The following is a 22,798-nucleotide window of genomic DNA, read 5'->3' as shown; positions in this document are numbered from 1 at the left end:
CGTACTATCCCTGAGTCCTTGCTGTCGAAGCGCTACCTCCAGGAAGATAAGGGCGGAACTGAAAGCAATGCACCGCTGAGTTCGGCGTGTATTTTGCCGTTTGTCGCCAAAACCCGACCCGAGCTCATCTCAAAGGCACCGCCGTCATAGGCTGTAACTTCACCTCCGGCTTCAGAAACGATAAGTACACCGGCTGCTACATCCCAAGGGGAGAGTCCCCGTTCCCAGTATCCGTCCAATCGCCCGCAGGCTGTATGTGCGAGGTCTAGGGCTGCCGAACCGCTGCGCCGCACGCCTTGGGTGAGGTGGGTGAGGTGACAGAATTCGGCATAGTTATTGTCTGCTGTTTCGCGCCGATCGTATGCAAAGCCGGTAACTAGCAAGCTGGTTCTCAATTCTAAACTTTGCGAAACGGCGATCGGCTTACGGTTGCAAGTTGCGCCCAATCCTTTACCAGCTCGAAACAATTCGTTATGTAAAGGGTCGTAAATTACGCCAATTTGTGGTATGCCGTCGATTAAAAGTCCGATCGACACAGCGTAAAAAGGATATTGGTGAGCGTAATTAGTTGTACCGTCCAAAGGGTCGATCGCCCACAGGTATTTGCTAGTTGCATCCCCTAATTTGCCCGATTCTTCAGCGAGGATGGCGTGTTCGGGTACGAAGCGGCCCAGAATTTCTAAGATGACGGCTTCAGAGGCTTTGTCGGCTTCTGTGACTAAATCGCCCGATCGGCCTTTTTCTTGAACATTTTCTAATTTGCCGCAGAAAGATTGCAGTACCGAACCAGCGGCGAGGGCTGCTTCGGTGGCTATTTCAAGGAAGTTTTGTAGTTGATTATCTGTCATTGGGAATTGGGAATTGGGAATTGGGAATTGGGAATTGCGAATTGGGAATTGCGAATTGCGAATTGGGAATTGCGAATTGGGAATTGCGAATTGGGAATTGCGAATTGGGAATTGGGAATTGGGAATTGCGAATTGCGAATTGCGAATTGCGAATTGCGAATTGCGAATTGGGAATTGCGAATTGCGAATTGCGAATTGGGAATGGGCAAAACAGGGAATTGGTAATTGCTTCCAATGATTGCCAACGAGAGCATCTCACTTTTGCAAAAAAGCAATTTATTGACAGTGCGAGCGTCCCCGCTCGCGTATTGTACAATACGCGAGCGGGGACGCTCGCACTATAAAATCAAAACAGAGATGCTCCCCTGTCAACTGTCAACTGTCAACTGTCAACTGTCAACTGTCAACTGTCAACTGTCAACTGTCAACTGTCAACTGCCAATTGCCAACTGTCAACTGCCAACTATTTCCGATTTTGCTGTCGGAATTCTGCGGGAGTTTGGCGCAATGCTCGTTCTGGATTCCACAGGCCTTTACCCATGAGTCTCGCCCATTCTTGAGCGTTGACGAGTCGTTGTTGATATTTGGTATTGCGCGATCGCACGGAGACCAAAACGTAACCTTCTTTGACTAGCAGTTCGTTGAGCAAAATTTTATCTTGCCACAAATAGGCTAGTTTGCGATCGAACTGGTCTTTCTGTTCGATGTCTGATTCTAACAATACCTCTTTCCCCCCAATTAGCTGTTCTAATCTTTGTTTCGCTGCTTCTCCCCAAGGCTGCTGTTTTAAATCGGGTGCATCAATCCCAATCAGCCTGATTTGCTCTAATAAGGCAATTTTGTCGGCTGTACTGATAACTTCGATTGTTTGGCCGCTGATAGCCCTTTCTACTTTGGCGATCGTACCTTGGGGCATTTCTGGTTTTTCGCAGCTAGCTAACAACACGCAAAGGGCGATCGCAAATAACCGATAAAGCAGCATTGGGAATAGGGAATGGGGAATGGGGCATTGGGAATTGGGAATTGGGAATGGGGAATTGGGAATTGGGAAGCTATTTTGCATTTAAATTGTGTATCAAAAATCAATTAAACTCTTTTGTGGGGTGGGCTTCTAGCCCGCCCCCAACAAGCAATTCAAAGGCGCAACAGCTTACCAAATTTGCTCTCATTCTTCATCCAACGGCAAACCGACTTTCACTTTACCCTTACCGAAATAGCGGCCGAATTGCAATTCGTACACTTCATCTTCGTCTTGCGTCTCTACCTCAATATTGGAACGCGGATAGCAGACGCACAGCAGCGCATAACCCTCTTTTTGCAGTTCCACAGAAAGTCCCATTGCTTCAGGCTGGTGCAGTTGTCCCGACTTGACGCGCACCGCACAGGCTGTACAAGCGCCGTTACGGCACGAAAACGGCAATTCCACGCCTTGATTTTCAGCACTTTGCAGGATGTACCTGTCTTCGGGTACTCGCACAGTGTGGCGATCGCCCGTTTGTCTGTTATGAATTTTAATTGTGTAGGAGCGAGTCATCAAAATTATGGGTAGAAACCCCGTCCTAAAAGGACGGCTTTGCGTTTTTGAATTTACTATCGCCTTGGGATTGGTTGACTTGGTGTACTTTTGTATTGCACTTTGGGCGGGACAATTACCGCTTCAAATTTTCCAATCCTGTACGCATAGTAATTCGCTCAATTGAGCCTCCCTTTCGGGGTAATGTTAGCTTCGCCAATGTTTTTAGAGCTTGTTCGGCTAGTGGCACTGTTTCAGTGACCTTAAAACTGTTTAACCACTAGCGACAGAGCAAGAGACTAGCTTCGCATCTCGAGGTGTCGTGGCTCAAAAAACGTAGTCAGTTAAGACTTAGGCTGGTCAGAACGGCTTGTTTGATTTCTCTTCCAAGCCTCATGCCGTCGCGGCTGAGGTTCCTAACAGGGATTTTAGATTTTAGATTTTAGATTGGACTTGGGCGACAAAATCCTTGATATGAATGGGTTTGCGACACAGGGCAGGATAATTTTACTCGCCCGTTTGACACCCTACCCACATTAAACAACAAATTTATGCCGTTACCCCTTCCCAAATCAGATTTGTTCTGCTAAGATAGTTTAGCTGTGGCTGAATGAATTCATTTAGCCCTGGAGAGGTGGCCGAGCGGTTGAAGGCGCACGCCTGGAAAGTGTGTTTAGGGCAACTTAACGAGGGTTCGAATCCCTCCCTCTCCGTTACACAGGCTGTTTAGGCAAAAACAACAGCTTGCAAAAAATCTCTTGTATGAGATAAATACTTTAATTCGATCGCCCCTGAGTTTTTTTTGATAAAAGCCTGGGGCGATCGCTTTTATATTTTTGAGTGTAAATTACAATCTATTTGAGCATTTTAGGTGCAGGCTAGAAGCCTTCAGCGCCAGAAAGTTCAGTATTTGTGGAACGGGCTTCTAGCCCGTTGCTAACTAAAATCAAGTATTTGTGGAACGGGCTTCTAGCCCGTTGCTAACTAAAATAAAATAGCTGTGGAACGGGCTTCTAGCCCGTTGCTATAGCCCTTCTCAGATAGATGAGGTATGACTGACAGCTTATATAACCACTAAACGTATTGGGCCCAAGCCCAACTACATACCTCATCTTTTTGAGAAAGGCTATAACTAAAATAAAATAGCTGTGGAACGGGCTTCTAGCCCGGTGCTAAAATTAGTGCAAAATATCAGTGCGATCGAACTTAGCACCGCTGAGATTTGCCCCTGTAAACGAAGTACCCTCAGCATTTGCAATCTCTCGAACAATAGCAGAGAAAGAGACAAAGGAAAACCAAAAATACAGCAGCGGCAGCAAGGCGAAACACGTACCCAAAAACAGTTTCTGAGTGCTCAGAAAAGCGCTAGCCGTTGCAGAAAACAAAAAAGCTCCTCCGTAAGTTGCAACACTTCGGGCAGCTACGATCGCAATTTTAGCAAATTGATGCCGCATCCGGGAACTCACAAAAAACATTAACACACCGCCGATCGCCATTCCAGCAAGAGCAGCCTGAGAATTATTCTTAGTTGCAGTCCCAGCATAGAAAAATCCCAACAAAGCCCCTGATAGAATAGCAGAAATTGTTCCCGCCAATCTACCCACTTTTGACGTTGGTGGCTGTGTGCGGGCGATCGCCCCAGCGATACCAGCAGCGCCCAAAACCCCGTACAGCAACAGCACAAAAGGCCAACTGCGAGAACCCGGTACCTGTCCTTGGGTTCCCAAAATCAGTCTAGTCAGAACATCGCCCACAATCACACAAATCGCGATCGCCCCAGCACTCAAAACAGCAAACTGTCGCCCCGAAAGCCCGATTTTGGCACCAATAAAATTCGCCCCTTCCAACTGAGCATTTCTGAAATTGCAGCCACGAACATCCGCACCCCCGAAATCAGCACCGTTAAGAACTTGTCCCCGGAACGATCGATTACACAAAACTTGATTGCTAAAATTATTGACATCCGAATAATTCATACTTCCCTACTCTTCCCTCTCTTAGGAATGAGAATTAAATAACTTACAATTGGATGGTTCGTGGGATGGGCGTCCCGTCCCGGAAAGACGGGCGGGACGCCCATCCCACTTTCAAGAGTGTAAATTATTTAATTTGCGATCCTTATCTTCCTTCGCATCCTTTGCGTCTTCGCGGTTCGTTAAAAAATCTCCGTCACAAAATGAAACTAACCAATCCGCTCAAAATCAAACAAATCTCTCATATTATCGGTTTCGGAATCTTGCTCGCACCAATACTAATCTATAACATTCCCTACTTTTCGCGTCCAGCACAAACAAACGAAGTGCGATCGCTATTTCAAGGAATCGCCTACCGACGGGAATTTCGCTCAAATCCGCGTCCCGCCATCATTCACACTGTTAGCATCGACCTCAAAGCGCCAGGAATTGGAATTTTTGTCACACCCGGAACCGCCACACCCGATTTAACCGAAACCAACGCCCGCATCGCTACTGAATTCCTGAAAGAATTTAAATTGCAATTAGCAGTCAACGCCAATTTCTTTTATCCCTGCGTTGAGGAAGCACCTTGGAATTATTATCCCCGCAGTGGCGATCGAGTAAATAACGTCGGACACGCCATTTCCAAAGGCCAAGCTTACTCTCAACCAGAATCACACTTTCCCGCCCTTTGTTTTGACACCAACAACCGCGCCCAAATAATCGAAAACGGCACTTGTCCTCAGGGAACAGCCTATGGAGTTGCGGGAGATACTGTACTGGTGAAAAATGGCAAAGCCCTAGCACAAAACCCGGAAAAAAGCAAGGATGATAAACCTTATCCGCGAACAGTTGTGGCGATCGATAAAACAGGCGAAAAATTGTGGTTCATTCTCGCAGACGGCAAGCAGAGGATGTACAGTGAAGGGCTGAAGTTGAGCGAAATAACAGAGATTTCGATGCAGTTAGGAGCCGATACAGTCCTAAATTTGGATGGCGGCGGATCGGTAACTTTGGCAGTAGCATCGCCCTCAGGAGCAAAACTGTTGAATGCTCCGATTCAGAACAAAATTCCCATGCAGCAGCGTCCAATTTCCAATCATTTAGGGTTTTACGCGCGGGAAAATTAGGGTTGCAAACAGCCGCGCAGGAACTTGGTAGCATCAACAGATGTTGGTTCGGATGAGTGAAATTGTTACAAATCTTCATCGGCGAGATAACGGCCTGCATCGTCAGCAGCCTGAATGAGTTAGATTTCGGCGCGAGAGTGCGAATTTTCCCAGGCTGCTAAGCTGACTATTCGGGCTTTCGGGATTAATTCTTTGGCTTTTTCGCTTAATTGTAGAGTCATACACAAATGGGTAGTCGGTAATGAGAGAAAAATGGCTGATTAGAATTGTACGATAATTGCGATCGGCATCACTGCCAATCAACATAAATCTGGACTAGCTTAATTGAATATTGTTTAAATTTTGACTTTAATGCAAAAATTACTAGGACAGCGACAACAAAAAAAGACACCCAAGAGCAAGTTTCAATTTGTGCAGGATAAAAATATACTCATAGCATCATTAATAATTCCTGCGATACACTTCGGTCTTTGCAAAATATACCTATTAATCTCATCCGAGAATGGAACAGTAGCAATTTGGCCGTCAGCAGGTCTTTTTTTGGCAGCTTTCCTCCTGCTGGATTGGCGGATTTTACCTGTTCTATTTATCAGCGATTTGATGGTAAAATATATGATGTTTTTCCCACAAGACTTGCTGGTAAGTAGTTTAACTGCTTTTGGGAATATCGTCGATCTGCTAGTAGCAAGTTTTCTAATTAATCGCTTCGTAAAATACCGAAATTTACTAGATAGATCCCAGGATGTTTTCAGATTTTTTGTGCTGCAATTACCCAGCCCTATCGTCAACAGCACTCTCGCGGCTACCGTACTGTGCGTGCAAGGCATTAGCCCCTGGAGTGCTTACCCAGAAGTTTGGCGGAGTTGGTTTACCTCAATCATTGCTGGTACGCTGATTGTGACGCCAGCAATTTTGACCTGGGCTCAGCAACCCAGGCAGTCCGAAAAACTCCGGCCTCCGCAGATTGCAGAATTTGGACTTTTGCTACTGTTGCTGGTTGTCATCAGCAAAATCGCCTTTTGGCAACAGTATCCCCTCGAATACATGATGATTCCGCTGCTGATTTGGTCGGCATTTCGATTCACATCGCGGGAATCGACTTTGCTGGTGGTGATTGTTTCGGCGATCGCAGTTTTTGGAACATCCCACGGTTTGGGTTCCTTTGTCAGATCTTCCCTCAACGAATCGCTGTTTCTGCTGCAATCTTTTATCGGTGTTGTAGCCGTTACCACCTTTGTTTTATCTGCGGTAATTAACGAAAATAAACAAGCAGCAGCCAAGCTCAAAAAACTGAATAATGAGTTAGAACAGCGAGTAGAAGAACGCACAGCTCAACTACAAGAAGCCAAAGAAGTGGCTGACGCGGCCAACCAATCGAAAAGCGACTTTCTCGCCAATATGAGCCACGAACTCCGCACTCCCCTCAACGGGATTTTGGGCTACGCTCAAATCATGAACCGTTCCCAATCTTGGGGAGAAAAAGAGCGTAATGGCGTGAACATTATTTACCAGTGTGGCTCCCATCTTTTGACACTGATTAATGATATTCTCGATCTCTCCAAAATTGAAGCAGGCAAATTAGATTTGCATCCGAAAGTTTTTCATTTTCCCTCTTTCTTGCAAAGCATTGTTGAGATTGTTCGCATCCGCACCGAACAAAAACAAATTGATTTGATTTATCTCCCAGATGCTGAACTTCCCCAAGGCGTAGAAGCCGATGAAAAACGCTTGCGTCAGGTGTTAATTAATTTACTGGGAAATGCCGTCAAATTTACAGATAAAGGCAGCGTAACTTTCAAGATAGAAGTAATAAAACCCGAGTTTTTATCACCTGCGGAATCTGCAATCGAAAATCCCAAATCCCAAATTCAACATCGACTGATTCGCTTCCAAATAGAAGATACAGGCGTCGGCATGACTCCCGATTCTCTGTCAAAAATATTTACACCTTTTGAGCAAGTAGGAGATAGCAACCGCAAAACAGAAGGCACCGGACTCGGACTGGCAATTAGCACCGAGATTGTCAATTTAATGAACAGTAAAATTGAAGTTTATAGTGATTTTGGCAGCGGCAGCACCTTCGCTTTTACTGTCAATTTTCCCTTAGCTGCTGACTGGGCAAATGCAGCCGCAGCCGCTACTGGGAAGAAGATTGTGGGCTATCATGGAACTCAGAAAACAATTCTGATCGTCGATGACAACTGGCAGAACCGTTCCGTGATTGTTTGCCTCCTGGAACCAATTGGTTTTGCAGTAGTCGAAGCTGAAAATGGCGAGGATGGCTTAGCAAAAGCAGCTCAAATAAAACCGGATTTAATCATCGCTGATTTGTGGATGCCTGTGATGGACGGCTTTGAAATGCTGCGGCTGTTGCGGAGTTCAGAAGCATTAAAAAACGTGCCTGCTGTCGTCTCGTCTGCTTCTGTCTATGAAATGGACATCCAAAAAAGTTTGGATGCTGGGGGCGATGATTTTCTGCCGAAGCCGGTGCAAATTGAGGAATTATTTTCGATCGTGCAAAAGCATTTGCAAATTGAATGGAAGTATCAGGAGACAGCCTCAATTGAATCTGCTGGCGAACAATTAGCACCAAAACCTATATTTAATTCACCTCAGGCAACTTTAGCCATGACAATTCCTGCACCGGAAGAATTAGCTTTGTTGCTGAAATTAGCCCAGCAGGGTCGCTTGAAAAAACTTACTGAAGAAGTTAAGCGCATCGAACAACTCGACAAGAGTTATACTCAATTTATGCAGCCAATTCTGCAATTGGCAAAGAGCTTTCAATCGGACAAAATTGAAGATTTTCTCAACCAGCATATCAACTAACAGGAGAAAATATTTATGTCAGAAGCTGAGTTAATTTTAGTGGTAGATGATACGCCCGCCAATCTGGATGTCATCTCCGAGGCGTTGACGGATGCGGGTTATGAAGTTGCGATCGCGATTGACGGCGAACGAGCTCTCAAGCAAGTTCAGTATACGCTGCCGAGTTTAATTTTACTGGATGTGATGATGCCGGGAATTAACGGGTTTGAAACCTGCCGCCGCCTCAAAGCATCCGAGGCTACCAAGGACATTCCTGTGATGTTTATGACGGCTTTGTCGGATACAGCAGATAAGATTAAAGGATTTCAACTCGGTGCGGTTGATTATATCACTAAACCTTTTGAAGAAATGGAGGTATTGGCGCGTGTCAACACTCACATAAAACTTCGCAATCTCAATAAAGAATTAGAACAGCGAGTAGCCGATCGCACGGCGGAACTAACTGCTGCTTTGATACAAGTTAAGCAATCGCAGCTTCAGTTAATTCAGAGCGAAAAAATGTCGGCTTTGGGCAATTTAGTCGCTGGTGTCGCTCACGAAATCAACAATCCAGTGGGTTTTATTTATGGCAATATCAAGGAGTTAAATTTGGCGATCAAAGATATCTTTCGCCACTTGCAGCTTTATCAGCAAGAATGTCCAAATCCGGGTAAAGATATTGAAATCCACGCCGCAGATATTGATTTAGAATATGTGTTGAAAGATACAGCAAAGATGTTATCGTCAATGGAAGTGGGATGCGATCGCCTTCGCAACATCAGCACTTCCCTGCGAACCTTCTCCCGCGCCGATACGGCTGTGAAAGTCTCGGCTAACATCTGCGATGGGATTGACAGCACGCTGATGATTTTGCAGCACCGCCTGAAAGCTCAAGATACTCGTCCCGAAATTCAAGTTATCAAAAAATATGGAGAGATTCCCCCGATAAAATGCTATTTGGGACAACTAAATCAGGTATTTATGAATGTGATTTCAAATGCGATCGATGCTGTGAATGAGTGCAGTTACGGACGCAATTTTGCGGAAATTGCAGTGGCTTGTAATACAATTATTATTACTACAGAATTAACTCAAGACAGAGAAAGAGTGGTAATAAAAATTAAAGATAATGGTAAGGGTATTTCAGATGATGTAAAATCACACATTTTTGACCATTTGTTCACTACAAAATTAGTCGGGGAAGGGACGGGGTTGGGTTTGTCGATTAGTCGCCAGATAGTGGAAGAAATACACGGCGGTAGTTTGACTTGCTCTTCGGTGTTGGGTGAGGGGGCTCAATTTGCGATCGCACTGCCGATCGATTAATGCGATAATTTTAGAACGATCCCCCGCAGCCATTTGATTGTTCTTGATGTGCAGCCTGCTTTGTAAAACTTACTCAAACTTAACTAAATCGGTCGATCGCACAATTTTTACAAGCTCATCAACCGTACCTCTCTTGGGGTGGCGATTTGACCGAGGAAGCCCAGCAGTTTTTCCCGCGTCGGCGTTGCTGTGGAGTCGCCCTTAGGAAACAACGGAAGTTGTGAAGACTGGCGTTTTCGTAACCTTGAAAGACTATCTGGCTGCTGAGTTCGATTTGGTCGATCGCGCCCAACCCGTGACAGGTAGCTCAAATTTAGATAGTATTTTACAAGCTCAACTGTACTATCTGCGGTATCGTGCCGAAAAAAAACCGGGCCGGGGAATGTTGAAGCGGTTCTGCGGCGAGGAATCGACTAAGCGAGTATATTCACAGTTTTTTGTTAGATTGGGAACAGAAGCTGCCACAATTGGTATGTAACAAAAATTGATTTTAATAGAAACTTCAGCCACTATACTAATAAGTGTAGGTTGGCATGAGGAAAATGCCAATGGTCAAAAAAAATCGCAATGTAGTTAGTTCAAATCCAGAAAGCAAAGTCAAAGTCGGACTTTCGCTGACTCCTTCTAGTGCCGATCGATTGAACGCGATCGCTCGAAAGCTGGGAATATCAAGGTCGGAACTCCTAGAACGCTTGGCAAAAGGCGCTCTGGATATTTCTAAAGACAAGAGTCAAGTTAGTGTCACTTGGAAAAAAGGTGAAGAAACTGCGGTCGATACCGCTGAGTTGGAAGGGGAAACAGCCGAAGAAAGCGACATTAATGACGCTATAACGGCAGAAACCCTATTGGACTCGGTAAGCGTACAGTCAAATCCCCTCGAAGCAAGTTACGAATCTTTACAGCAGCAGTTGAGCGAAGGCGAAAGTGCGATCGCCGAATTGCAGCAGCAATTAGCTGACAAGCAAAATCTCGAAGGTCAATTGCAGGAAACTGTATCGAAGTCAAGTTACGAATCTTTACAGCAGCAGTTGAGCGAACGCGAAAGTGCGATCGCCGAATTGCAGCAGCAATTAGCTGACAAGCAAACTCTCGAAGCTCAATTGCAGGAAACTGTATCGAAGTCAAGTTACGAATCTTTGCAGCATCAATTGGGCGAAAAAGAACATTGGGCTAACGAATTGCAGCAGCAACTAGCCTCCAAGTCGAGCGATTTGGAATCTTAACATTGGGCTAACGAATTGCAGCAGCAACTAGCCTCCAAGTCGAGCGATTTGGAATCTTTGCAGCATCAATTGGGCGAAAAAGAACATTGGGCTAACGGATTGCAGCAGCAACTAGCCTCCAAGTCGAGCGATTTGGAATCTTTGCAGCATCAATTCGCCGAAAAAGAACATTGCGCCAACGAATTGCAGCAGCAACTAGCCTCCAAATCGAGCGATTTGGAATCTTTGCAGCATCAATTGGGCGAAAAAGAACATTGGGCTAACGAATTGCAGCAGCAACTAGCCTCCAAATCTAGCGATTTGGAATCTTTGCAGCATCAATTGGGCGAAAAAGAAAGTGCGATCGCATCTTTACAGCAGCAATTCGCTACCGAAAAGCAAAATCTCGAAAGCCAATTGCAGGAAACTGTATCGAAGTCAAGTTACGAAGCTTTGCAGCAGGAGTTAGCAGAAAAGTCAAGTGCGATCGGCAACTTGCAAGTTCAACTCACCGAGTTCCACTCTCTAAAAGATCAATTAAGCCAAAGTGCTGCGAAACAGCTAAATTACGAGGCTTTGCAGCAAGAGTCTCAAGAACAGCTAAAAACAATCAAAGCTTTACGGGAACAGCTAGTTCAAATGCAAGCTGTGGCTGGGATTGGCGAAGCTTATCTCAACAAGTGGCGCCGTCCCTGATTTTCTCATCAGCACGCCACAGTCTAACGTTTCGGGTGCGCCCGGAGCACTTTACCCCTAAAACGTCCTCTAAACTCGGCCTCCTTCCTCTTGTAGCGATAGATTTGAACCTGTCGCTACAAGAGCTTTTTATGGCCAAATATGACCATAATATTAAGAAATATTACAATAAATAAATTATGATGACCGATCGCACGCCTCAAAGCAAATCCAGTGCAACAGACAGCAAGGGCCGCGTCACAGTAATTGGGGCCGGCATCGGCGGGCTGACAGCAGCAGCCTTGCTCGCCCATAGAGGATACAAAGTATTAGTATTAGATCAGGCGATCGTCCCCGGAGGATGCGCTTCCACCTTCAAACGCAAAGGCTTTACCTTCGATGTCGGCGCCACGCAGGTTGCAGGATTGGAACCCGGAGGCATTCACCACCGAATTTTCTCAGAATTAAACATCGAACTTCCCCCCGCCACACCCTGCGATCCCGCTTGTGCGGTATTTTTGCCGGGAGAAACGACACCGATTAGCGTGTGGCGAGATCCGCAAAAATGGCAGTCAGAAAGACAAAAACAATTCCCCGGAAGCGAACCTTTTTGGCAATTATTATCTACATTGTTCCAAGCTAGCTGGAAATTTCAAGGGCGCGATCCAGTTTTACCGCCCAGAAACTTCTGGGATTTCTGGCAATTAATTCAAGCAGTTCGCCCCGATACTTTAATTACTTTGCCTTTCACTTTTATGACGGTGGGAGATGCTTTGCGCTTGTGCGGTTTGGGCGACAATTTGCGCTTGAGAACTTTTCTGGATTTGCAGTTAAAATTGTATTCCCAAGTTGATACCGAAGAAACGGCGCTGCTGTACGCGGCGACGGCTTTAGGAGTTTCCCAAGAGCCGCAGGGATTGTATCATTTACAAGGAAGTATGCAGGTGTTGAGCGATCGCCTGGTAAGTGCGATCGAGCTTTACGGCGGCAAAGTTTTGTTGCGGCATACAGTCGAAAGTATTGTCACCACTAACGGCCAAGCCACCGGCACAGTGATTCGCAATCAAAAAACAGGCGAAGTTTGGACAGAAATTTGCGATCGCATTGTTGCCAACGTCACCGCGCAAAATCTAGTTAAATTGATGTCAAGCGAGCCTGTTTTAGAAACTTTAACAGATAATTCCGAGACCACAAACCAACTGCCAAATCAAATGGCAGGCTACAAACATCGAGTTGATAAATTGCCGCCCGCATCCGGCGCATTTGTGATATATTTGGGAGTGCATGAAAGCGCAATTCCGGCAAATTGTCCGCCGCATCTTCAGTTTCTCTACGACTACGACGGCGAGATTGGTGAGAATAATTCGTTATTTGTTTCCGTCAGTCATGCGGGCGATGGCCGAGCACCGCAGGGAATGGCGACAATTATCGCTTCGTCTTTTACTGATACTCGAATGTGGTGGAATTCCGCTGATTATGAAGGATTGAAGCAAAAATACGCTGAAGGTGCGATCGCCCGTTTGAGCGAATATTTCAATTTGACACCCGAAAAAATTGTACATCAAGAATCAGCAACACCTCGCACCTTTGCCCGCTACACAGCGAGAGATAAAGGCGTTGTAGGCGGCATCGGCCAGCGAATACCAACCTTCGGCCCTTTCGGATTTGCCAACCGCACGCCAATTAAAAACCTCTGGTTAGTCGGCGACTCCACCCATCCCGGAGAAGGAACCGCCGGTGTTTCCTATTCTGCTTTAACTGTCGTGCGGCAGATGGAGGCGGAGTTTTGATCGCAGATCAGAGGGCGGTTGAAACCGCGTCTACACGAACGAAGATCTGATCAGACGGCGGTTGAAACCGCGTCTACACAAACAATGTCCGCCTCCGCGGACTCAAGAAAAAGACGGCGGTTCAAACCGCCGAATCTTGAACCCGCGGAGGCGGGTTTTGTCTGTATAGACGCGGTTTCAACCGCCGAGTTTTCTAGACTCTATGACTACTTGATAGAAATCTTTGCGCCCACAGCTTCAAGCTGCTTCTTCAATTCTTCAGCAGCTTCCTTAGCAATAGCTTCCTTAACTGCCTTAGGTGCGGCTTCTACCAAGTCTTTCGCTTCCTTCAGACCCAAACCGGTAATTGCGCGGACTTCCTTCAGAATTGCGATTTTCTTGTCAGCAGGAACTTCTTCCAACATGACAGTAAACTCAGTTTGTACTTCTACTTCTTCAGCAGCAGCAGCAGGGCCGCCCATCATCATCATGCCGCCTACAGGAGCAGCAGCGCTAACGCCAAAAGCTTCTTCAATTTGCTTGACCAATTCAGAAGCTTCGAGCAAGCTCAGAGTCTTCAGTTTTTCTAAGATTTCGTCGGTTGCAGTAGACATTTTTTGAACTCCTAGTTCGATTTGATTAATTGTCAGTTGTCAGTTGTCAGTTGTCAGTTGTGATTTTCTAGTTCGAGATTTCTCAATTCAAAACTCACAATTCAAAACTCAAAACTATCTAAGCAGATACGCTTTCTGCTTCTGCTGGTGCTTCTGCTTCTGCTGGTGCTTCTGCTGCATCGCCGTCTTTTTCAGCATAAGCTTTGAGACCGCGTGCGATCGAAGTAGGAACTTGATTGATACCCACAGCCAACTTGGTTGCGACACCGTTGATAGCGCCAGCAATTTGAGCCATGAGTTGTTCCTTCGACGGCAGATCCGCTAATGCCTTAACATCATCTTGTTTCAGCACCCGTCCTTCCATCACGCCGCCGCGAACTTCAGTCTTCTTGGAAGCTTTTTGGAATTCTTGGTAAGCCTTAATCGCGCCGCCAATATCTTCTTGCACGAACATAAATGCCGACGTACCTGTCAGCAATTCCTGTATCGGCTGCCATGTTTCATTGCCTTCAACAGCAATTCGCATTAGCGTGTTTTTTGCCACTTGGCAACTGCTGCCTTTGGGACGCAAACGCCGCCGCAAATCTGTGATTTCAGCAACAGTTAAGCCTTTGTAGTCGATCGCGATTACCAGTTGAGATTCGCTCAAGGTTTGCTTGAGGTCTGCAATAATCTCATTTTTTACTGCTAAACTTTTGCCCATACTAATTTCACCTCCTTTTAGGATCTCAAACTGCCAATCAAAAACCCCAACCTTATAGCCGGGGCAGAGAATTAAAAATTAAGAATTAGGAATTAAAAGATAGAACTTTTTAATTGATTTTCTTGAGTTTTTATTTCTTCAGCCTCGGCAGGAAATTAAGCACTCGGCACCTGCGGTCTTCAGCTTATTGATTTTTGATTAGGCTATCACCATCCGGCAGACATTAGCAAGGGTATGCAGCAAATCTCGTGAGAGATTTACACAGACAGCCGAAGCTGTCTTTTACTTTCTGCCTTCGGCTTAATTCTTGCTAAGCAGCATCAAGTTTGGTATCGCGCAGAGCACTGATATCGACTTCGATCGATGGGCCCATAGTTGCGGATACGTACAAACTGCGCCAGTAGCGACCTTTCGCACCAGAAGGACGGTTGCGGTCAACAGTTTCTTGCAAAGCATGAAGGTTGACCAGCAAATCTTCCGCTGAGAAAGCTGCCTTGCCAAACATAACATGAACGATGCCTGTGCGATCGGCACGGAATTCTAGTTTACCACCTTTGAATTCGTCGATCGCCCGAGCAATGTCAGTCGTCACTGTGCCGCCTTTTGGAGAAGGCATCAAGCCGCGCGGGCCCAACAACCGACCCAATTTTGCCACCAACGGCATCACATCTGGAGTAGCAATCAGACAATCGAAGTCCATCATGCCCTTTTGAATTTCCTCGATCAACTCTTCAGAACCAGCAATATCTGCGCCGGCATTCAGAGCTTCTTTAACTTTTTCGCCCTTAGCAATCACCGCAATTCTGACTACTTGACCAGTTCCTTTTGGCAGCGATACAGTTGTCCGCAACTGTTGGTCAGTATATTTCGGGTCAATTCCCAAACGGATGTGAGCTTCAGCAGATTCGCCAAACTTAGCGGTTGCTGTTTCTTTCAAAAGTTGCAGAGCTTCCAGCGGTAGGTAAGGTCTCTCTTCAACTTTCTTTTGAAGTTCTTGCAATCTTCGCGATACTTTCTTTGCCATTGTTATTTTTTGGGGTTAGTAGATTTGAGATGTGAGATTTTAGATTTAAGAATTGAGCCGTTTCGGTCATTTCAAATCTAAAACATTTGCGATTCCTAGCGAAGCTTTGCTTCTCCCCCTGAATCGACTTGCGATTTCGGATTTTCGATTTTAGATTTTCGATTGAACTTATCAGCCGATCGTTGCCAATCTAAAATTTTTCCGATTCTGACGATTGATTGCTGCCAACTGCCAACTGCTTTCGGAGTCAACTGACAACTGTCAACTGTCAACTGTCAACTGTCAACTGACTTTAATCAGCGATCGCCACGCCCATGTTTTTAGCTGTTCCCGCTACAATTTTCATAGCAGCTTCAACATCATTAGCATTAAGGTCAGGCATCTTAGTTTCAGCGATTTCTCGCAACTGAGCCTGTGTGATTGTCCCTACTTGCTTGCGATTAGGTTCACCCGAACCCTTAGCAATACCAGCAGCCTTTTGAATCAAAACCGAAGCCGGGGGGGTTTTGAGAATAAACGTAAAACTGCGGTCTTCAAAAACCGAAATTTCTACCGGAACCACGAGACCTGCTTGGTCTGCGGTTCTAGCATTGTACTCCTTGCAAAACATCATAATATTGACGCCGTGCTGACCCAAGGCTGGGCCGATAGGAGGAGCTGGGTTGGCTTTTCCCGCTGTAATCGCCAACTTAATTACTGCAACAACTTTCTTTGCCATTAGTTAGTTCTGTTTCTGAACCTGATTGAACTCTAATTCTACAGGCGTATCGCGCCCAAAAATCGAGAGTAAAACTTTGAGCTTGTTCCGTTCCGGGCTAACTTCAATCACATCACCTTCAAAATCCTTAAACGGCCCGGAAAGTACCACAACGTGGTCTCCTGTCGCCATCGATACTTTGACAACTGGTTCTGATTCCTGAGCGTTTCTGAAGATCCGTTCTACTTCCGAATGACTCAGAGGTAGCGGTTTGACGTGACCCCTGCCGCGCCCGTAGCGGCGTTTTTGCTCTGCCCCGACAAAATTAATTACATTCGGGGTATTTTTAATCACCTGCCACGTATCCTCGTCCATATACATACGGATGAGTACGTAGCCGGGGAAAATTTTCTCATCTGACTGGCGCCGGGAACCGTCTTTGCCGACTTTGATCGCTGGAGTTTGCGGAATTTCGACTTGAACGATACGATCGGCAACATCCAAAGTTTGAATCCGCTGATCCAAGTTTGCCTTCACGCGCTTCTCGCAGCCTGAGGCTACCTGAACAGCATACCAGCGAGCCTGAATCTCCGGCACATCTGGCGATGCTGCCTGTCCCGTCGTTTCTGTGGAATAATCAGATTCTTCTGATGCAAAAGTCATGGCCCAAACACCTTTCCTGCGCCCCAGTTAAAGAAGTTATCCACCAAATAGATCAGGCTTGCTGAGAGGATTACCATCAAAAGCACGGCCAAAGACTCGCTAATTAGCTGCTGGCGGCTCGGCCAGACCACTTTGTCGAGTTCTTCTCTAGTTTCCTTAAAAAAACCCGCAGGATCGAACCCAGGCGCAGTCATTTCTTGAGTTTCTTGAGCTTCGTCTTTTTTCGCCACGATCGAATCCCCCTTCCGATTTCAGATTTTAGATTTCAGATTTTAGATTTTGTGAGTGGCTCGCGGCTATCTGATTTTTTGACACTAACCACTTACGCCCAAGTCCAAAATCTCAAATCCAAAGCCAGCACTTTTTTACAAGCTCAACCCATCTAACGGTGTATGTGCCGATCGCCCTCAAAGGCGATCGAGAAGCAACACCGAGCATTTGTTGATGGCCTTTGTTGCGAACCGCCCACAAAAATTAATTCTACCCGAAAGTCTGCGGTTTCGGCTGTTTCCAGCCAATTATCCGGGCGCTTTCGGGCAGAATTAAAATTTTGGTGATTCAGCGCGCCCTGGAGGACTTGAACCCCCGACATCAGGTTTTGGAGACCTGCGTTCTACCAACTGAACTAAGAGCGCACAGGTGAGGTTGCTGAAATTCGCTTAACCTCTAGATTTCTATTTTAACACAGTGCGCTCGGAAATGGGAAACTTTTTTTTGAATTTTTCAATTTCCCATTTTCTGTCTCTCCAAGAGGAAGCTGGGTGCATTCCTACAGGGAGCGATCGAACCGCTGTTTGACGCGAGTAGCTTTGCCGACGCGATCGCGCAGGTAGTAAAGTTTTGCTCTACGGACTTTACCGCGGCGCATGACTTGAACAGTAGCGATGCGGGGCGAGTGAATCAAAAACACCCGTTCCACGCCGACGCCTTGAAACACGCGGCGCACAGTGATTGTTTCATTAATGCCGCCGTTACGCATGGCAATCACAGTCCCTTCGTAGGGTTGAACCCGTTCTTTCGCGCCCTCTTTAATTCTCACGCCGACGCGCACGGTGTCGCCTACGTAAATTTCTGGTAGAACTTTGCTTAGTTCTACCTTGACTCTATTTATTTCTTCCGTCTCGATCGAACGGATTATTTCTGCTGCGCCTTTCATAAAATTTTCCAAAACTCACAATCCCCTATCATATATCGAACTGCCAGTTTTATCTCAAAAAACTTCTATGTTAAATACTTCCTTGGTCGTATTTCTGCAACTCGGGGCGATCGCGATACTAGCTTTGTACGTCGCCGCCAACTTGGGGGCTAACGATGTCGCGAACTCGATGGGGACATCGGTAGGATCGAAGGCGCTCACGCTGCGGCAAGCAATAATTGTTGCAGGCATACTAGAGTTTGCTGGTGCCGTGCTGTTCGGGCAAGGAGTTTCCGAAACTCTAGCAACAGGAGTTGTGAATGCAGAAGTGTTCGCAGACAAACCGCAGGTATTTTTGATCGGGATGGTGTCAGTGCTAGCAGCTTGTGGCTTGTGGCTGCAAATTGCTACCAGTCTAGGTTTGCCAGTTTCTTCGTCTCATGCGGTGGTAGGTGCGATCGCAGGTTTTAGCTGGGTAGCAGCGGGAATTCATGCGGTTGATTGGCCGACTATCGGCAGGATTTCGTTAACTTGGGTGGCGACACCTTTTGCCAGCGGTGCTTTAGCTGCACTATTTTATAGTGGGGTGAAGCATTGGATTCTCGATCGCCCCGATCCTTTATTTCAACTGCGCGAGTGGATACCTTGGCTGAGTGCGGCGCTGCTGAGTGTATTTGGGATAATTGTATTGCCGTCTGTTGTGGATGTGGCTTTGGTGCAGACAGGCGCGATCGACTTCGCGCGCGATCGACTTGGCTGGAATCTGCCAATTCACGATATTGCGATTGCTATCGGGAGTATTGCTGCGATCGGGCTTTCCCTCAATAGCTGGAAAAAGTTAGAGAAAGAAGGTTCGGCAGCGAGCAATGTGCGGGATGTAACAGATAGAAAGAATAAGCAAGAGGAAATATTCTCCCCATCTCCCACTCTCCCCCTCTCCCCATCTCCCACTCTCCCTCACTCTTCCATCGAGCAACAGATGGCGAGATTTCAAGTGCTGAGCGCTTGTTTTGTGGCATTTGCACACGGTTCCAACGACGTAGGGAATGCCGTTGCGCCTTTAGCTGCGATCGCCTACATCCAGCGCACAGGCTCCTTTCCCCTAGAAGATTTTAACGTTCCCCTGTGGATTTTAGTCCTCGGAGGCGCAGGAATCGTCATCGGTTTAGCCATTTGGGGTCAAAAAGTGATCGCTACAGTCGGGGAAAACATCATCCAACTGCAACCCAGCGGCGGATTTTGCGCGGAATTAGCCACAGCTACCACAGTATTATTAGCATCTCGCTTGGGTTTGCCGGTTTCCACATCCCACGCTTTAGTGGGTGCAGTTGTGGGAGTCGGGCTGATTAAAGGTTGGAAATCGGTACGCTGGAAAACTTTGCAGTCAATTGGTTCGGCTTGGGTGGTGACAATCCCGATCGCCGCCGGTTTGGGTGCTAGCATTTTCAGCATCGCCCAATGGATTTTAGTTAAATGAACGCGATAGGTGTGTATAGCCTTTCAAGCGAAAGATGAAGTACGACTGGGCATAGGGCATAGGGCATAGGGCATAGGCATCCGTGGGCATACCTCACTTTTTTGAGAACCGCGATAATTTCCTTCTCCAAACAATGCTTTAGCTGTCAAGCCAGCACTTCCATACAGGGCTTTCTCAACTGAATCTCAGTGCTGTTACTAAATTGTATAAAGTGTTTTACGGTGAGTATTAGTCTAGAAACCACAGGCGTTGCTGGGCAAATGATGCCGGAAAAATAAACACTTCGGCTTAGTCTGAAATATTCAGGCTTTGGCGATCGCTTTTCATTCAGTTAACAGTTGATGGTTGATGGTTGAAAAAGAAAATCAGTTGATAGTTGATAGTTGATAGTTGACAAAGGAAGTCAGAAGATTGGAGTAATGAATCGTCTGATTTTAAGCTCTTCCGATCGCGCTTGGGGCTTTAAACCAAATTCTTATCGTAAAGCAATTGTCAGAATTTTTAGATGCCAGATCTGTTGCCCTTGGAGAATGGGATGTGTTAGTTTTTTGATGAGACAGGTTGCTTTTGAGGGTGCGATCGCCTCTTCAAACTTTGGCGATCGCAAGATCGGAAATTTTAATATCAAAAATCCGGGTGCAAGAGTGTGTGAGAGACTTGGGCCCAGAAACCCGGTTTCTAGCCATTTAATGCTCAAATTATGCCTTTAGGGGTGAGGAGTCTCGGCCCTACCCTCAACTTTAGTTGTCGGGGAAGAGGTTATCCGGCTGGCGAGGCGGGTGAGTTAGAGGCGAGAATTACCCGGAGCAATCGGTGCAGAGGTCAAGCTGTAGTATGATTTCTAATTGCACAAAGTGTTCTTGGGGCGATTAAGAGCGGGATAGCTTCGCTTCACGCAATTTTCTAACATTTCTAGCTCAGCGACTACCATAGATTCAACAGCGTCCGCAATCTTTGAGACCAACTCACTAGAACTTGCGACCTGATGCAGCCAAAATACTTAAGAACACTCTCTCGTGCAGTTTAAATTAGAGGTTATAGGCTAATGGCGAACCGGAACAGATACTCGCCAAAAGGCGACGCAGGGGATGCACAATCAGCAGAACAAGTCCTCAACTCAGTGATGCAGGAACTGGACGCTTTGCATGAAAATGTCAAAGGTCAGTTAAACCAGGACATTACTCGGCTGCAAACTGAAAAAAATCACCTGATTGAAGATATTGAAGGCCTCCGGGAGCAATATCGCAAATTGCAGTCTCAGCAAATGGAATCTCTGTCTGGGCGATACATTCAGCAGCAGCAATTGTGGCTGAAGCAGTTGGCTCAAGTTTTGGCTCACAATTTGCAGGATTTGTTGGTGCAGCGGTTCAACGAACTCAGCGCTAACTCGGGCCATTCTCTCAGCAGCCCAATTCCCAGCGGCGAATTCCCCATACCCATGCCCCCTAGCAACTATGACGAACGGGCCTCGGAGTTATTGGCGGCGCTCGATGAACGGATAGATCGCAGTTTCCAGATGCTAGAACAAGATTTGAGCAGCTATGAAAGCGAGCTATCCATGCGGCTCAACAACATGAAAACCCTCGAACTCCAAGGGGAAGAACTGCTACAAAATCTCGTCAACCGCATTCGGGAAGAACTCGTAGAAGAAGAATATCTTGACAATCCTTTCGACGCTCAAGATTCCTATCCCGAGGAAGCAACTAATTCTATCCGCCCGCAAGTTTTGCCGCCAACACCTGCGGATGCGCCGCGGCAAGCCTTTCCACAGCCTTCAGCAGCGCCTGCGGCAGTCGCAACAGCCACTTCTCAAGTGCAAGCAGGTTTGATTCTGGCTTTGTCTTCGGCGGTGGTATTGTCGCTGTTTAATGTTTGTTTGAGAATTCTAATTAAAAGCAGAAATCCTCGGATGATTTTTGGCGTGTTTGAGCTTGATGGGGTGGTGACTCGGGGTTTTGGAAATTCTCTGTTGATTTTGTTGATGCGGCTGATCGTGGTGATGGCTTTGATGCCAGTATTGGCAACATTTCTGTATCCTTCTGTCTGGAAAGATCTTAAACGGTTTTTCTACTCGCGCGATCTATCTTTGTGGAGCAAGGTTTTAGGAAGCGCATTTTTTCTGTTTTTGTCTCAGGTTTTGATTTATTTGGCGATCGGCAATATTCCGGCGGGGATTGCTATTACAATTTTCTTTATTTACCCGATCGTCACCGTACTGGGTTCTTGGTTCTTGTTTGGCGCTCGTCCGAGTACGATCGGCTTTTTGGCGATGTTGGGGATTACCGCAGGTCTGATTTTAGTTGGATCGCCGAGTTTTGCTGCGCCAGCTCCTGGCGGTGGCAATGTCGAGGTAGGAGTCGCCGCTGCACTGGCTTCTGGGATTACCTTTGCAGGTTACGTATTGCTAACTCAAATGGCCGCCGGCAAACTGCACCCGATTCCTTTTAGTTTAGTTAATTTCGGCGCGATTTTTGTATTTTCGTCCCTGAGTTTGTGGGTACCGCTGTCAGAGAATCTGGCTCCGAAAATCGACCAAAATGTTTGGCCTGGTTTGATTGTGGGAGGCGTTGTTTTAGGCGTACTGACACTATTTAGCTATCTTTTGAACAATTTTGCCATCCGGTTCGCGGGGGCTGCCTTAGCGTCAGTAATTGGCACTTTGGGCCCGGCGATGACAGCACTCTTCGGGTTTATAATTATCAATGAAAAGTTGCAGCCTGTAGCAATTCTCGGCATGGCTGTGGTGACATTGAGCGTGGCTGCGATGAGTGTAGAACGCATGGTAGCTCCTCAGAAAAAGGCTACTTAAGTTCAGTTGACAGTTGATAGTTGACAAAGGAAGGAAGAGGATTGGAGTAATGAATCGTCTGATTTTAATTTCTCCCTACAAGGAAGAGCCTTTAAACCAATTCTTTCTGGTAAAAACTGCTGTTGGTAGTGAGGACTTTAGTCCTAGGATTTTGAGGAATAAATTCCTCACTACGAACTTGTTTTATAAAGTGTTTGTAGCGGGGAATGCGAGTCATCCCATTTTGATTACTAATTAGGGCTTGCTGAAAAAGTCAGAAAACAGCATTTAGAAAGATGAGTGAATTTGAGATCGCCTCGACAATATAAGTTTTATCAATCTTGTTCTGGCGAAACATAGCTTTTACCAATAATTTAAGCCAAAAAACATCAAAAAAGGTTTTTGTTATGAAATAGACAGAAAAAAAGCCAAAAAGCCTGCCGTACCCTGGCAGAAAGATTCATCACCAGA

Annotated in this window: 24 protein-coding genes, 2 tRNA genes and 1 other annotated feature; of the genes, 12 read left to right on the top strand and 14 right to left on the bottom strand. The window is 46.3% G+C overall.

The features are described from left to right. Positions 1-32: 32 nt before the first annotated feature. A complete protein-coding gene (locus tag JGK22_RS27990) occupies positions 33-848 on the bottom strand; it encodes an inositol monophosphatase family protein (protein ID WP_293225958.1) in 816 nt (271 codons plus the stop codon). Between JGK22_RS27990 and JGK22_RS27985 the strand changes: the two genes are divergently transcribed. Beyond that, positions 834-1,073, top strand: coding sequence for a hypothetical protein (locus JGK22_RS27985; protein WP_293314223.1), 240 nt, complete (start codon positions 834-836; stop codon positions 1,071-1,073). The two genes, JGK22_RS27990 and JGK22_RS27985, sit on opposite strands and share 15 nt — an antisense overlap. Before the next feature lie 238 nt (positions 1,074-1,311). On the opposite strand, the gene JGK22_RS27980 is transcribed toward JGK22_RS27985, so the two are convergent. Together JGK22_RS27980 and JGK22_RS27975 are read right to left on the bottom strand one after the other, a co-directional pair. Next, on the bottom strand, positions 1,312-1,911 hold the full coding sequence (locus tag JGK22_RS27980; RefSeq protein ID WP_366026876.1) for a thermonuclease family protein: 600 nt from the start codon (positions 1,909-1,911) through the stop codon (positions 1,312-1,314). 102 nt (positions 1,912-2,013) lie between these two features. Next, the gene (locus tag JGK22_RS27975; protein WP_293155842.1) at positions 2,014-2,382 is read right to left on the bottom strand and encodes a 2Fe-2S iron-sulfur cluster-binding protein; all 369 of its coding nucleotides are present in this window, start codon (positions 2,380-2,382) and stop codon (positions 2,014-2,016) included. Positions 2,383-2,989: 607 nt separating this feature from the next. Between JGK22_RS27975 and JGK22_RS27970 the strand changes: the two genes are divergently transcribed. After that, positions 2,990-3,074, top strand: a tRNA-Ser gene (locus JGK22_RS27970). A gap of 465 nt (positions 3,075-3,539) precedes the next feature. On the opposite strand, the gene JGK22_RS27965 is transcribed toward JGK22_RS27970, so the two are convergent. Beyond that, positions 3,540-4,337 (bottom strand): pentapeptide repeat-containing protein, encoded by a 798-nt coding sequence (locus JGK22_RS27965; RefSeq protein ID WP_293185884.1) that lies wholly within the window; start codon positions 4,335-4,337, stop codon positions 3,540-3,542. A gap of 200 nt (positions 4,338-4,537) precedes the next feature. Between JGK22_RS27965 and JGK22_RS27960 the strand changes: the two genes are divergently transcribed. The 7 genes from JGK22_RS27960 (at position 4,538) to crtD (ending at position 13,247) form a co-directional block, all read left to right on the top strand. Continuing rightward, the gene (locus JGK22_RS27960; RefSeq protein WP_293314222.1) at positions 4,538-5,446 is read left to right on the top strand and encodes a phosphodiester glycosidase family protein; all 909 of its coding nucleotides are present in this window, start codon (positions 4,538-4,540) and stop codon (positions 5,444-5,446) included. Between the two features lie 351 nt (positions 5,447-5,797). Further along, on the top strand, positions 5,798-8,275 hold the full coding sequence (locus JGK22_RS27955; RefSeq protein WP_293191595.1) for an MASE1 domain-containing protein: 2,478 nt from the start codon (positions 5,798-5,800) through the stop codon (positions 8,273-8,275). 15 nt (positions 8,276-8,290) lie between these two features. Next, positions 8,291-9,580, top strand: a complete 1,290-nt coding sequence (locus JGK22_RS27950) for a response regulator (protein ID WP_293219105.1) — start codon at positions 8,291-8,293, stop codon at positions 9,578-9,580. Between the two features lie 220 nt (positions 9,581-9,800). Continuing rightward, positions 9,801-10,058 (top strand): hypothetical protein, encoded by a 258-nt coding sequence (locus tag JGK22_RS27945; RefSeq protein ID WP_293314221.1) that lies wholly within the window; start codon positions 9,801-9,803, stop codon positions 10,056-10,058. A 70-nt stretch (positions 10,059-10,128) separates the two neighbouring features. Next, the gene (locus JGK22_RS27940) at positions 10,129-10,803 is read left to right on the top strand and encodes a ribbon-helix-helix protein, CopG family (protein ID WP_293314220.1); all 675 of its coding nucleotides are present in this window, start codon (positions 10,129-10,131) and stop codon (positions 10,801-10,803) included. Positions 10,804-10,818: 15 nt separating this feature from the next. Beyond that, on the top strand, positions 10,819-11,478 hold the full coding sequence (locus JGK22_RS27935; protein WP_293314219.1) for a hypothetical protein: 660 nt from the start codon (positions 10,819-10,821) through the stop codon (positions 11,476-11,478). 179 nt (positions 11,479-11,657) lie between these two features. Then, positions 11,658-13,247, top strand: coding sequence for a C-3',4' desaturase CrtD (crtD, locus tag JGK22_RS27930; protein ID WP_293314218.1), 1,590 nt, complete (start codon positions 11,658-11,660; stop codon positions 13,245-13,247). A gap of 206 nt (positions 13,248-13,453) precedes the next feature. On the opposite strand, the gene rplL is transcribed toward crtD, so the two are convergent. The 10 genes from rplL to rplS all read right to left on the bottom strand — a co-directional run bounded on the left by rplL (position 13,454) and on the right by rplS (position 18,083). Beyond that, complete coding sequence (gene rplL, locus JGK22_RS27925) at positions 13,454-13,840, bottom strand: 50S ribosomal protein L7/L12 (protein WP_293186745.1); 387 nt, start codon at positions 13,838-13,840, stop codon at positions 13,454-13,456. A gap of 118 nt (positions 13,841-13,958) precedes the next feature. Beyond that, positions 13,959-14,543: a 50S ribosomal protein L10 gene (rplJ, locus tag JGK22_RS27920; protein ID WP_293186746.1), complete on the bottom strand. Its 585-nt coding sequence runs from the start codon at positions 14,541-14,543 to the stop codon at positions 13,959-13,961. Positions 14,544-14,572: 29 nt separating this feature from the next. Next, positions 14,573-14,744 (bottom strand) — a sequence feature (ribosomal protein L10 leader region). Positions 14,745-14,853: 109 nt separating this feature from the next. After that, positions 14,854-15,567 carry a 50S ribosomal protein L1 gene (rplA, locus tag JGK22_RS27915; protein WP_293186747.1) on the bottom strand — a complete coding sequence of 238 codons (714 nt, stop codon included), beginning with the start codon at positions 15,565-15,567 and terminating at the stop codon, positions 14,854-14,856. A 95-nt stretch (positions 15,568-15,662) separates the two neighbouring features. Then, positions 15,663-15,839 carry a hypothetical protein gene (locus JGK22_RS27910; protein WP_293186748.1) on the bottom strand — a complete coding sequence of 59 codons (177 nt, stop codon included), beginning with the start codon at positions 15,837-15,839 and terminating at the stop codon, positions 15,663-15,665. A gap of 20 nt (positions 15,840-15,859) precedes the next feature. Continuing rightward, on the bottom strand, positions 15,860-16,285 hold the full coding sequence (gene rplK / locus JGK22_RS27905; RefSeq protein ID WP_006635588.1) for a 50S ribosomal protein L11: 426 nt from the start codon (positions 16,283-16,285) through the stop codon (positions 15,860-15,862). 3 nt (positions 16,286-16,288) lie between these two features. After that, on the bottom strand, positions 16,289-16,927 hold the full coding sequence (gene nusG / locus JGK22_RS27900; RefSeq protein ID WP_293186749.1) for a transcription termination/antitermination protein NusG: 639 nt from the start codon (positions 16,925-16,927) through the stop codon (positions 16,289-16,291). Next, a complete protein-coding gene (gene secE, locus JGK22_RS27895) occupies positions 16,924-17,157 on the bottom strand; it encodes a preprotein translocase subunit SecE (protein WP_293128199.1) in 234 nt (77 codons plus the stop codon). Before secE ends, nusG begins: the two co-directional genes overlap by 4 nt. A gap of 152 nt (positions 17,158-17,309) precedes the next feature. Then, on the bottom strand, positions 17,310-17,519 hold the full coding sequence (locus tag JGK22_RS27890) for a hypothetical protein (protein WP_293186750.1): 210 nt from the start codon (positions 17,517-17,519) through the stop codon (positions 17,310-17,312). Next, positions 17,490-17,562: transfer RNA gene (locus JGK22_RS27885), tRNA-Trp, on the bottom strand. The genes JGK22_RS27890 and JGK22_RS27885 overlap by 30 nt, the downstream gene beginning before the upstream one ends. A gap of 134 nt (positions 17,563-17,696) precedes the next feature. After that, positions 17,697-18,083 carry a 50S ribosomal protein L19 gene (gene rplS / locus JGK22_RS27880; RefSeq protein ID WP_293186751.1) on the bottom strand — a complete coding sequence of 129 codons (387 nt, stop codon included), beginning with the start codon at positions 18,081-18,083 and terminating at the stop codon, positions 17,697-17,699. Positions 18,084-18,150: 67 nt separating this feature from the next. On the opposite strand from rplS, the gene JGK22_RS27875 reads away from it, so the two are divergent. The 3 genes from JGK22_RS27875 to JGK22_RS27865 all read left to right on the top strand — a co-directional run bounded on the left by JGK22_RS27875 (position 18,151) and on the right by JGK22_RS27865 (position 22,586). Further along, positions 18,151-19,539: an inorganic phosphate transporter gene (locus tag JGK22_RS27875; RefSeq protein WP_293212822.1), complete on the top strand. Its 1,389-nt coding sequence runs from the start codon at positions 18,151-18,153 to the stop codon at positions 19,537-19,539. 1,045 nt (positions 19,540-20,584) lie between these two features. Beyond that, entirely contained in the window at positions 20,585-22,348 is a 1,764-nt protein-coding gene (locus JGK22_RS27870) for a DMT family transporter (protein ID WP_293199059.1), read from the top strand. Positions 22,349-22,397: 49 nt separating this feature from the next. Beyond that, on the top strand, positions 22,398-22,586 hold the full coding sequence (locus JGK22_RS27865) for a hypothetical protein (RefSeq protein WP_293186754.1): 189 nt from the start codon (positions 22,398-22,400) through the stop codon (positions 22,584-22,586). Positions 22,587-22,798: the final 212 nt, after the last annotated feature.

The sequence above is a fragment of the Microcoleus sp. PH2017_08_TRC_O_A genome (assembly GCF_020738665.1).
Taxonomy (GTDB): domain Bacteria; phylum Cyanobacteriota; class Cyanobacteriia; order Cyanobacteriales; family Microcoleaceae; genus Microcoleus.
Note: the sequence above shows the minus strand (reverse complement) of the source record. Positions and strands in the feature narration are given on the sequence as shown.

Bases quoted from the DNA above. Each gene is read 5' to 3' on its own strand.
- JGK22_RS27875 (WP_293212822.1), top strand. From the start codon at position 18,151: ATGTTAAATACTTCCTTGGTCGTATTTCTGCAACTCGGGGCGATCGCG.
- rplA (WP_293186747.1), bottom strand. From the start codon at position 15,567: ATGGCAAAGAAAGTATCGCGAAGATTGCAAGAACTTCAAAAGAAAGTT.
- JGK22_RS27960 (WP_293314222.1), top strand. From the start codon at position 4,538: ATGAAACTAACCAATCCGCTCAAAATCAAACAAATCTCTCATATTATC.
- crtD (WP_293314218.1), top strand. From the start codon at position 11,658: ATGATGACCGATCGCACGCCTCAAAGCAAATCCAGTGCAACAGACAGC.
- JGK22_RS27865 (WP_293186754.1), top strand. From the start codon at position 22,398: ATGAATCGTCTGATTTTAATTTCTCCCTACAAGGAAGAGCCTTTAAAC.
- JGK22_RS27940 (WP_293314220.1), top strand. From the start codon at position 10,129: ATGGTCAAAAAAAATCGCAATGTAGTTAGTTCAAATCCAGAAAGCAAA.
- JGK22_RS27965 (WP_293185884.1), bottom strand. From the start codon at position 4,337: ATGAATTATTCGGATGTCAATAATTTTAGCAATCAAGTTTTGTGTAAT.
- JGK22_RS27980 (WP_366026876.1), bottom strand. From the start codon at position 1,911: ATGCAAAATAGCTTCCCAATTCCCAATTCCCCATTCCCAATTCCCAAT.
- rplS (WP_293186751.1), bottom strand. From the start codon at position 18,083: ATGAAAGGCGCAGCAGAAATAATCCGTTCGATCGAGACGGAAGAAATA.
- rplK (WP_006635588.1), bottom strand. From the start codon at position 16,285: ATGGCAAAGAAAGTTGTTGCAGTAATTAAGTTGGCGATTACAGCGGGA.
- JGK22_RS27990 (WP_293225958.1), bottom strand. From the start codon at position 848: ATGACAGATAATCAACTACAAAACTTCCTTGAAATAGCCACCGAAGCA.
- rplJ (WP_293186746.1), bottom strand. From the start codon at position 14,543: ATGGGCAAAAGTTTAGCAGTAAAAAATGAGATTATTGCAGACCTCAAG.
- nusG (WP_293186749.1), bottom strand. From the start codon at position 16,927: ATGACTTTTGCATCAGAAGAATCTGATTATTCCACAGAAACGACGGGA.
- JGK22_RS27955 (WP_293191595.1), top strand. From the start codon at position 5,798: ATGCAAAAATTACTAGGACAGCGACAACAAAAAAAGACACCCAAGAGC.
- rplL (WP_293186745.1), bottom strand. From the start codon at position 13,840: ATGTCTACTGCAACCGACGAAATCTTAGAAAAACTGAAGACTCTGAGC.
- JGK22_RS27870 (WP_293199059.1), top strand. From the start codon at position 20,585: ATGGCGAACCGGAACAGATACTCGCCAAAAGGCGACGCAGGGGATGCA.
- JGK22_RS27950 (WP_293219105.1), top strand. From the start codon at position 8,291: ATGTCAGAAGCTGAGTTAATTTTAGTGGTAGATGATACGCCCGCCAAT.
- JGK22_RS27890 (WP_293186750.1), bottom strand. From the start codon at position 17,519: ATGTCGGGGGTTCAAGTCCTCCAGGGCGCGCTGAATCACCAAAATTTT.
- JGK22_RS27975 (WP_293155842.1), bottom strand. From the start codon at position 2,382: ATGACTCGCTCCTACACAATTAAAATTCATAACAGACAAACGGGCGAT.